The 10,385-nt window shown below is 44.5% G+C and carries 8 protein-coding genes; 5 read left to right on the plus strand and 3 right to left on the minus strand.

All coding sequences use genetic code 11. The features are described 5' to 3' along the window. Positions 1–700: 700 nt before the first annotated feature. Positions 701–6,073 (plus strand): CHAT domain-containing protein, encoded by a 5,373-nt coding sequence (locus F6K46_RS35450; RefSeq protein ID WP_293066103.1) that lies wholly within the window; start codon positions 701–703, stop codon positions 6,071–6,073. On the opposite strand, the gene F6K46_RS35455 is transcribed toward F6K46_RS35450, so the two are convergent. Further along, positions 6,034–6,240, minus strand: coding sequence for a hypothetical protein (locus tag F6K46_RS35455; RefSeq protein WP_293066105.1), 207 nt, complete (start codon positions 6,238–6,240; stop codon positions 6,034–6,036). The two genes, F6K46_RS35450 and F6K46_RS35455, sit on opposite strands and share 40 nt — an antisense overlap. 161 nt (positions 6,241–6,401) lie before the next feature. On the opposite strand from F6K46_RS35455, the gene F6K46_RS35460 reads away from it, so the two are divergent. Beyond that, positions 6,402–6,722 carry a hypothetical protein gene (locus F6K46_RS35460; RefSeq protein WP_293066108.1) on the plus strand — a complete coding sequence of 107 codons (321 nt, stop codon included), beginning with the start codon at positions 6,402–6,404 and terminating at the stop codon, positions 6,720–6,722. Here F6K46_RS35460 and F6K46_RS35465 read toward each other — a convergent pair. After that, complete coding sequence (locus F6K46_RS35465) at positions 6,699–7,262, minus strand: PEP-CTERM sorting domain-containing protein (protein WP_293066111.1); 564 nt, start codon at positions 7,260–7,262, stop codon at positions 6,699–6,701. The genes F6K46_RS35460 and F6K46_RS35465 overlap by 24 nt on opposite strands. Positions 7,263–7,420: 158 nt before the next feature. Between F6K46_RS35465 and F6K46_RS35470 the strand changes: the two genes are divergently transcribed. Both F6K46_RS35470 and F6K46_RS35475 read left to right on the plus strand, forming a co-directional pair. Further along, complete coding sequence (locus F6K46_RS35470) at positions 7,421–8,206, plus strand: class I SAM-dependent methyltransferase (protein WP_366510832.1); 786 nt, start codon at positions 7,421–7,423, stop codon at positions 8,204–8,206. A gap of 14 nt (positions 8,207–8,220) precedes the next feature. After that, positions 8,221–9,042: a hypothetical protein gene (locus F6K46_RS35475; RefSeq protein ID WP_293066113.1), complete on the plus strand. Its 822-nt coding sequence runs from the start codon at positions 8,221–8,223 to the stop codon at positions 9,040–9,042. On the opposite strand, the gene F6K46_RS35480 is transcribed toward F6K46_RS35475, so the two are convergent. Further along, entirely contained in the window at positions 9,039–9,203 is a 165-nt protein-coding gene (locus F6K46_RS35480; protein ID WP_293066115.1) for a hypothetical protein, read from the minus strand. The genes F6K46_RS35475 and F6K46_RS35480 overlap by 4 nt on opposite strands. 732 nt (positions 9,204–9,935) lie before the next feature. Between F6K46_RS35480 and F6K46_RS35485 the strand changes: the two genes are divergently transcribed. Continuing rightward, positions 9,936–10,280, plus strand: a complete 345-nt coding sequence (locus F6K46_RS35485; RefSeq protein WP_293117897.1) for a hypothetical protein — start codon at positions 9,936–9,938, stop codon at positions 10,278–10,280. The last annotated feature ends 105 nt before the right edge of the window (positions 10,281–10,385 follow it).

Consider the following 10,385-nt stretch of genomic DNA (forward strand, 5'->3'; position numbering starts at 1 on the left):
CTATCAGCTATCAGCTATCAGCTATCAGCTATCAGCTATCAGCTATCAGCTATCAGCTATCAGCTATCAGCTATCAGCTATCAGCTATCAGCTATCAGCTATCAGCTATCAGCTATCAGCTATCAGCCAAGGGCTGATAGCTGACGGCTGAATCCTTATGTCTAGGCTTAATAACAATTAACTATACAAAGTTTATTGTTGGTATTTAATTATAATGATGCAGATGTCAATTACCTATTGATGCTATTGACCAAAACCAATCAATCCCTCCCCTGATCAACCCATAAGTTACCCATAAGTTAGATCCCTTCCCTGATTACGAGTTTGGTTGGTGTAGTGATAGGGTGGATAGTATTCCCAGCAGTCTGATGATGGTAAGATTTGATCAAGGGGGGTGTTTGATCAATCGCGAAAATGCCAAGCACGCCAATAAAGGAAGTAAACAAGGGAGGCGGATTGTTTTAACCAATTAATATTACAAGTAAGTAATATGATAATTTCGGCACTTCGCTAAATTTAGTAACTGACTAATAATTATGACCTGTGACTATCTTGCTTGATAACTTCAAATTTATCAAGTTAACTGTCCTAAGGTGGTGGGATTAATTAGCAATTAAATAGCGATTAAGTAGGGATTAAATAAGTTATGATTAATTGAGGTGATTGGTGTAGGTTATTGGTTTAGTGGGAGCATCTAATCGTGAAAGCTGTTGGGTGGCATAGTAACTGGTTGTGGAAAATTTTTTCTCTAGTTGGAGAAATTTATTTAGGTATAGCCATACTAAATACCGTCCATGTCGCTAAGGCTGAATCTATTATACCAGCCGCAGATGGGACGGGCACTAGTATTACAATTGATGGTAAGGATTTGACGATTGACGGGGGTACAGTTTCCGGAGATAGCGCCAATTTATTCCATAGTTTTGAAACATTTGGTCTGACGGCAGAACAGACAGTTACGTTTCTGTCTAATCCCCAAATTCGTAATATTGTGGGTCGGGTGATTGGAGGTGAAGCGTCAATTGTTGACGGGTTAATTCGGGTAGTTGGAGGTAACTCAAATTTATTTTTAATGAATCCAGCAGGATGGGTGTTTGGGGCTAATGCTCGGTTGAATATCCCAGCTGATTTAACGGTAACAACAGCCAATCGGATTGGGTTTGGTCAAGACAATTGGTTGACTAGCTTTGGGTCAAATGACTATCAAACTTTAATCGGTAATCCGAAGACTTTGGCCTTTGACTCGAATCAAGCAGGGAGTATTATTAATGCTGGTAAGCTGGAAGTACTAGAGGGGAATAATTTAACCGTAATCGGCGGTAGTGTGATTACTACTGGAAACGTAAGTGCTCCCAACGGAACGGTTACTCTGGCTGCTGTAGATGGTGCTAATTTAGTTAGGATTAGCCAACCAGGACACCTATTAAGTATAGAAATTGAATTACCAACGGAGGCTGATGGGGAGCAGCTACCATTTACACCTCAGGATTTACCAACCTTGTTGACCGGGGGAGTTGAAGGGTTACAGACACCGATTGTGGTGAAGCCAGATGGGAAAGTAGAGCTTGCGGATTCTGGTTTACCAATAGAAAGGGGTGATGTGGTGGCTCGGGAGGTAAACGCTAAGACTGCTACACTCTCAGCTGCTAATAATCTGACTTTAGTCGAAAGCCAGCTATTTACTACTGGGGATTTGAATCTGTTGGCTGGCAATACAGTGCGATCGCATGATACTCTAGCGCGCCCCTTTATTGCTGAAGCCCTCGGCAATTTATCCATCCAGGGGAATCAAGCCATCGAGATTTCAACCTTCAATAATCAGGCTAGCGGTTTCTTCTCTGGTGGAAACATGGTACTGCGTTCCGCTAATCCCATACAAGGAAGTACTCGCTATCAAACAGGGGCTAGTTTTCGGATCGAGCAATTAGATGGTAGTCCAGGGAATTGGATTAGTCCTGATGATTCCATCATTCTAGCAAATGGTGATGTCAGTCTAGGCAACTACCAAGGCGCTTCCTTACATATTTTAGCAGGGGGTAGTGTTACCTTAGGCGAGATTGCGATTAATCCTAGTGATGACCCTAATCCTAAGATTAGTCCCACCAACTCCGATCCTTTTCTGGCTAATCTCGCTAATGTCACTGTCTCTGACCAAAGCAATTTGGTGATTGATGGTGCTAATCAGCCCACCTTAGATATTAGAGCTGGGATTGATTGGACACAACTAGGAGGAATTCCAGGAAACACCTCAGGTAATCTTGTTCCTGATTTTAGTAATACTGTTATCAGTAATTTCACCAGTGCAGATATCAAAGTTAGCGATATTACCGTAGCTCGGGATGGATTGGTCAGGTTAACCAATCAGTATCTGCCTAATACTGCATTAACCACTGGTGCAATTCAAGTTGACACCATTAAGACCGGTGGTTTAAGTAATAGTAATCATAATCCTAATTCCCCACAAATCCTGATTGACTCTCGCAGCACTATCGAAGTCACTAACAATAATCGCTTAGATACTTCCAGCAATAATACTGGTAGCGGAGGGGATATTACCCTAATTGCTGATGGCAATAGTAAATTACCTACAAATCAACCTACTATTCAAATTCCTAGCATCGATTCATTGGGTGGGGAGAGTGCTGGTAATGTTACTTTAATTACCAGAGGTGGTGATACCTTCATCAATAGTGGGGGTAGCGGTATCAATGCTGATTCCGCATCGGGCAATGGGGGAGCGATCGCAATCACAGCTACTAACGGTAACATTACTATCAAAAATCCCATCAACAGCCCCAGCACTCTAGTTATTGATACCGATGGTCAAGTCAGTCTCGGCAATCCCGACCAACCCTTACAAGTCAGTAAAATTAAAGATGTTTTGATTACCGCTGGCGGGATTGAAGTGATTTCCCAGTTGATGGCTGAAAGCATCACTATCCAACCAAAAGACCCTCATACTACTTTGGGCATAGGGAAAGATGCTGGTGGCACCTTCCAAATCACCACAGCGAATTTGCTCAATAATCTCGCTCTAGGCACTTCCGGTACCTTAACCATTGGCAATCCTGAATTTACCGGTGATGTAAGAATCCGCAACTTTGACCTGAGTCAGGCCAATCTCAATGTTATTGTCAGAGGCGGGGATATTCACTTTCTCAGCAGTGACACCAATCCTGCTGTCCAACTCGCTAATAATCAGACAGCTCAATTTATCTCTGCTGGTACCATCTTTGATAATCTGGGGACTGAAGTAACCATTGATGGGGAACAAGGGGCAGTTTTATTCGATGCTGAAAATGGATTTAGCTACGCCGATGCTAATGGTATAGATGTTCAAGTCAAAAATATTGCTGCTATTACCCGCAACAGTGGCGATATTATCCTTAACCTCCAACACCCCAATGCTGTGATTACTACCGTGGCTGGTGTGAATGGGATTAGCGCTGCTAATAATGGCAACATTAGTCTCGGACAAGATATACCTGGTGCTATCACTATTGATCAACTCATCCGTGCTCAGGGTTCAGGCAATATCTCCATTGGGGAATTCAACACTACTCAAATCAATCTCAACAGCATAGTTACCTCTGACAGTGGTAACATTAGCTTCCTCAAACCCCTTAATCTTGGTAATACTAGTGCTAATATTAGCGCTATCATCAGCAGCACTACCGGTAACATCACTTTTGATGGCACTGTTGACGGTAATCAAGACCTGAGTGTTAATGCTGGCACTGGCACCATTGAGTTGAATCAGGCAGTGGGCAGCACCATTCCCCTAGGAGATATTACCCTAACTGCTGATGAAATTAACTTTAACGAGATAGTGCAAGGGAATGCCACCATTACATTACAACCGTTCAGCGCTGATCAAGCGATCGCAATTGGTGGCAGTGATACCGGCAACTTATCAACCTTAGCACTAACTTCCCAAGAAATCAACCTCTTGCAGGATGGCTTTACTGCTATCACTATCGGTAATCCTAACAGTAGCGCTAACATCACCATTGCTGAAACTGGGGTCACTTTCCAAGACCCAGTAACCATTCAATCCCCAGCCGGGTCAGGTGCCATCATTGGCAATGGCACAATTCAAGGCATAGACGATGCTTCGATTACTCTAGAGGCCAATCAAAGCATTGCAGTTGGGAACATTATCACCAATGGCTCCGATATTAAGCTTACCGCTAGCAATGGAGAGGTATTCACAGACAACCTCCACACCTCTGGTATTAGTGGTGGTAATCTTCTTATCGATGCCTCCACTACCATCAAGACTGGCGTAATTAATACTAGCGGTAGTGTTGGGGATGGCGGAAATGTGCTAATCGACCCGATTGGGGATGTGGAAGTTAGTGCGATTAATGCTCAAGGGGGAGAAAACGGTAGTGGTGGTGATGTGGATATTACCGCTGGTCGATTTTTCCGAGCTACCGATACTTTTAGCGATCGCAATCAGACCACAGCTAGTATTTCCACTAGCGGCGGAGTGGCAGGAGGGTCGGTCATCATCCGACATAATGGCGGAGCTAGTTTCATACCCTTTACTGTCGGGGATGCTACCCTCAATGGTACCGCTGGAGCCATTACCACTGGCATCGACAATTCGATTTTGCCAACGCAACGGTTTCTGGAGTCCTATACTCAGGGGAATTTTCCCAGTCAGATTCAACTGATTACTCAGCTAATTACTCAGTCATCTCCTAATACTAGTAATAATACTAGTAATACTGAAGTAACCAATATTGAGCCAGATTTACCTGAGTTACCACAGGAAATACTCCCACCAGTGATGATAGAAGAAACTGAAGCATTGTCCAAAGAAATGCTAGTCTATCAACTAGAGGATTATTTTACCAGTCAAGTCACCGGTCAAGTCACCAGTCAAGCCACCGAAGCCACCGGTCAAGGGGAGTCATCTGTTCCTGAAATTAAAACAGCAAAAGACATTCAAACAGAACTCAAGGAAATTGAAAACGTTACCGATGCTAGACCAGCACTGATCTATGTCTTTTTTCGGAATTCTGGAAATTTACCAGGACGAGACGTTGTCTTGAAAACCGAATTCCTCAACATCAATCCCAATGTAATTGTAGAGCCAAAGCCTAATGCTCCGTTGGAACTGGTATTGGTAACTAGCCAAGGCAACATGATCTACAAACGGATTGCTAATACCAGCCGGGAGCAAGTGTTAGCCTTAGCTGAATCATTCCGGGATAGTGTAGCATCTCCCAGAGCAGGGGTGTTTCGACCAGAAGACTTAGCTAAATCCCAACAACTCTATCAATTACTGATTAAACCCCTCCAGAAGACATTAGATGAACAAAACATCAATAACTTGGTGTTTGTGATGGATAAAAGCTTGCAGTCTCTCCCCTTAGCAGCACTCCATGATGGCAAAAGCTTTATTGTAGAAAAATACAGTGTTGGTTTAGTCCCTAGTTTGAGCTTGACCGATACCCACTATACCGATGTCAGAAATGCGCCAGTGCTGGCGATGGGTACAGCAAAATTTGACCAGCATCGAGACTTACCCTATGTGCCCAAACTAATCCAGCATCTTGTGGATACTTGGTCAGCTAAAGCCCTAGAAAACGACAACTTTACCGTGGCTAATCTTCAGGATGAAATTAATCATAAATCCTTTAATATCCTTCATTTAGGAACCCATGGTAAATTTCGGTCTAATGCTAGTGATTCCTACATTCAGTTCGGGAAAAAACGGTTAGGATTAGGAAAATTTGAAACCCTAGGATTAGAGCAACCACCGGTAAATTTATTGGTTTTAAGTGCTTGTGATACCGCCCTTGGCAATGAACAGTATGAATTAGGATTTGCTGGATTTGCCTATCAAGCCAAAGTGCAATCGGTTTTAGCTAGTTTGTTAGCAGTGCCTCAAAATGGAACGTTTAAACTCCTGAAGTCATTTTATGACCATTTAAATATAGTTCCTAGAAAAGCAGAAGCCTTAAGACTAGCTCAAGTCGAGATGCTTAAGGATAACAGTAATAAGAAACTATCCCATCCTTACTATTGGGCATGGTTTACTATTGTGGGGAATCCTTGGTAATGGGAGTAGGGAGTAGGGAGTAGGGAGTAGGGAGTAGGGAGTAGGGAGTAGGGAATCGGGAATCGGGAATCGGGAATCGGGAATCGGGAATCGGGAATCGGGAATCGGGAATCGGGAATCGGGAATCGGGAATCGGGAGTCGAGAATAGTTGAAGAAGCGATCGCACAAGTGGCGTAGGGTGCGTTAGGGACGGGCTCGCGCGGATTTTCCGTGTCTTGGCCAGGGTTGAGATAGCCGGTCCCGTAACGCACCACCCACGGGCTCGCGCGGATTTTCCGTGTCTTGGCCAGGGTTGAGACAGCCGATTCGAAAACTTTAACAGGCAAGATGCCTGTTCCACGCCTGATGCCTGTTCCACGCCTGATGCCCGTTCCACGCCTGATGCCGATTCCGCCCACTGGGTCAAATAGCAAAGAATATCTAAACGCAGCGTTCGCGTTCGCGCAGCCTGGGCTTTGCCGAAAGCGTGGCCATTCGAGTAGCGTGGCCTTTTGGCCAAGGTCAATCGCATTTATCCTCCCCACTCTTCTCGATTCCCGATTCCCGATTCCCGATTCCCGATTCCCTCGGTGCGCTTTCCGTAGGCGAATTAAATTCGCCACGGGTCGCACCGCTCCCTACTCCCTACTCCCTACTCCCTACAGCTGAGGTAGCAGTTAAGGCACCAACAGCTAATAGACCTAATAGAGTGGTTGGTTCTGGAACGGTAGCTGGGGCTCCGTCATAAAACACGGTAATGTCAAACATCACATTTTGATCAGCTTCTCGAAAAGCAAGAACTGCCTCACCAGGAGCAACACTTCCTGAGGTTAGCAACAGTTTTTTCATATCCTTAGAGAAGATGAGTTCGCTGAAAATATCAGAAATACTTTCCTTACTCCAGGCTGCATCTTCTTCAGCAGGAATTGTGTAGAGGATACTGGTTAAGGTCTTGTCGATGTTATTTTCAATTACTACTCTACGCCCAACATCTGTGGTAATGGAATCCCCAGTTTCACAAAAAGGAAGACAAAGTTGGGCAGTAGGTTCCTCACCAACGGGGGGCTTAACAACTACATTTTTAACTAGTGTAATTGCCTGGGCTGCACTAGACATTGCCACAGTCATCAATGCTGCTGATGCTGTAGTCATAGCTAATTTTTGAGCCATCCCTTTGGTGACAGCTAATGATGATGATAATTCAGCCATCTAAATCCCTGATTAATTTTCCTAGGTCATACTACCAAACAATCTGGACATTTTTTATAAATTTTTGATAAACTTATCATGAAGCTTATCTTCAAGATTGTGAAGGCTTTTAATAATTGAGCTTGTAGGAATTCAGCTCAGAAGCGAACGCGCCCCGCGTGACCATTCGCGTAGCGTGGCCTTTTGGCCAAGGTCAATCCCATTCATCTCGCCCCGACTCCCGACTCCCGATTCCCTACTCCCTACTCCCTACTCCCTACTCCCTACTCCCTACTCCCTACTCCCTACTTATGGATACAAACGCCGCTGAATTACAAGAAAAAATTCGCCAACAATTTGATTTTGGCCCCTATCCCAGAATTCCCATCGACCGCTCCCCAAAAAAGCAGCTAAGCCTACTTTATTTTCATAATTTAGTCACCCCCTATTATTTAAGGAATCACCAAGTCATTAATCCAGACCAGAAAGTCATCTTAGATGCTGGCTGTGGCACGGGATACGGCACATTAACCTTAGCAGAAGCAAATCCTGGAGCCAAAATTATTGGGATTGATATCTCGGAGCAGTCTCTGGATTTAGCCCGTAAACGATTAAGCCATTATGGGTTTGAAGAAGCAGAATTTCATCAGCTCTCCGTTTATGAATTACCTAACGCTGGTTGGGAATTTGATTATATTAATTGCGACGAGCTACTTTATTTATTTCCTGATCCAGCCGTTGCCCTGAAAGCCATGAAAGCGGTTTTGAAGCCTGAGGGAATTATTCGCAGCAATCTACACAGTAAACATCAGCGTCATTTGTATTTTCGAGCCCAAGAAGTCTTCCATGTGATGGGATTATTTGATGAAAATCCCGAAGATATGGAAATTGAAATTGCTTTAGATACGATGAAAGCTTTAAAAAATAATGTTGAACTAAAAGCTAGAACATGGGATACTAAATAGGGTGCATCTCAGTTTTGCAATTAGGCAAAAATTCGGGAGAAAATTCCCACACTCCCCACACTCCCCACACTCCCCACACTCCCCACACTCCCCACACTCCCCACACTCCCCACACTTCTGAGACTTGCGATCTTTTTTACAAATATGAGATGCACCCTACTAAATATGAGGGAGAAGACGGAAAAGAGAGAGTTTTAATGAACTATCTTTTCCAAGGGGATAAAGGCTACACCATTCCTGATTTATTCGCTGGCTTAAGAGAGGCTAATCTAGAATTTATCAGTATGGTCCATTGGCGACAATGGGATTTAATGAGTCTATTCAAAGAACCAGATAATTTGCCAGTGTTTTTAGCGATGAGCTTGCCAGATATTTCTGTGGAAGACCGACTGCATTTGTTTGAGCTATTACATCCTGTTCATCGGCTCCTGGATTTCTGGTGTGGACACCCGGACCAAGGCCAATCCTTTACCCCAATTTCCGAGTGGACACTGTCCGATTGGCAGAAGGCTAAGGTACATCTCCATCCTCAGCTGAACATACTAGACGTGAAACAAGACATGCTCAAAGCCATCACTGAATTACAGCCTTTTGAAATCAGTAGGTATCTGCCAGTGAGTGGAGTTCAATCTCTGGTAGACAGTGCAGTTGCCTCTTGTCTATTACCCCTATTCGATTCCCCTCAGTCGATGCCATCTTTAGTAAAGCGATGGCAGAGATTGCGCCCAGTAGATCCGGTAACACTGGAGTCAATATCTGAGGATAAGGCGTTTGATACGCTTAAAGAGGCATTGATGGGATTGGAGAATTATGGATACGTGTTGGTTGAAGGTTAGGAGGTTGAAGGTTGAAGGTTGAAGGTTGAAGGTTGGCAGGTTGAAGGTTGGTAGGTTGGTAGGTTGGTAGGTTGAAGGTTGAAGGTTGGTAGGTTAGTAGGTTGTTCGCGTAGCGTGACCAAAGGCCAAGGTTGAATTATGGGGTTGCTGAATCTTCCCATCAATAGGAGCTTGTAGGGTGGGCAAAAACACCATTATGCTCTGGAGTAGTTCTAGATCACAGAATTTTGCCCACCATTACCGGTTGATTTGACACTCCCCGGCCTGTTCGCGTAGCGCCGGCTTTGCCGAAAGGCGCGGGGATTCTTAGTTCTACGACACGCCTTTAAATTAGTTATCCGTCAAAGGCAGTACTTAAACCAAATACCCGTTTAAAAACTAAGTATTGAGCCTAATTTAACTAAACGAGCGTGGGCTTATCTCCCTAAGCGTTGGGTTTCCCCAGTTCCCGTGTGCCGGAGACGAAACCTTATCAGAGGGTCGCCTTTATGGTTAGTCGGCTATGGGTAAAAGGGTTAAAACTTATTGAATAAGGCTCCACTCTTCTTACGGTAACTTCTAACCCCACGGTACGTTTAGTCTTAAAAGGTTATTTACTGGTGTTTCGGTATCCGTTAAGATCCATGCGTTTTGGGGAGGTATGCGCGCTCCTCGTGTACTAGTATCGCAAAACGCTCGTTATTTTAAATTGGCAGTACCGACGAATCCTACCTGTGCGCTTTCTACATGTTTATTATATCACATTTTAATCAAAAGCCGTCCTAGAAGGACGGGGCTTGAGACCCAAAATTTCGGTCAGATATATAGCGCTACCCGCAAGGCAGCTATGCTGAGGGCAGAAGGCAGAAGTTGACTCTAACAAGGTTTTAGAGGTAAGAGTTGTCCTAACCTTAGTGCGTACTGCTATATGTACCCATTGCCATCGCCATCCTGATTCAAACCTCACCGATTCATCCGTTGCTGGTGGGCAGTGCTTACTGAGACTATGGCTTGCTGATTTGATCTTGCTGATGCACTGCCCACCCTACATCTACATCTACATCTACATCTACATCTACATCTACATCTACATCTACATCTACATCTACATCTACATCTACATCTACATCTACTCCCGATTCCCGATTCCCGATTCCCGATTCCCGATTCCCGATTCCCGATTCCCGATTCCCGATTCCCGATTCCCGATTCCCGATTCCCGACTCCCGATTAGTTCCGGCGGCGTCGGGGCCTGGTAATCCGGGCCCACGGCGCATCCTGTTAACAAGAGCAGAGCCCCAGTCATGGTAATGACTTTAAGCATGGCTACCTCCTGGCAATGCATCTTCGCTACCACCGTCATC

Origin of the sequence: Moorena sp. SIO3E8, from assembly GCF_010692445.1 — a bacterium.
Lineage (GTDB): Bacteria > Cyanobacteriota > Cyanobacteriia > Cyanobacteriales > Coleofasciculaceae > Moorena > Moorena bouillonii.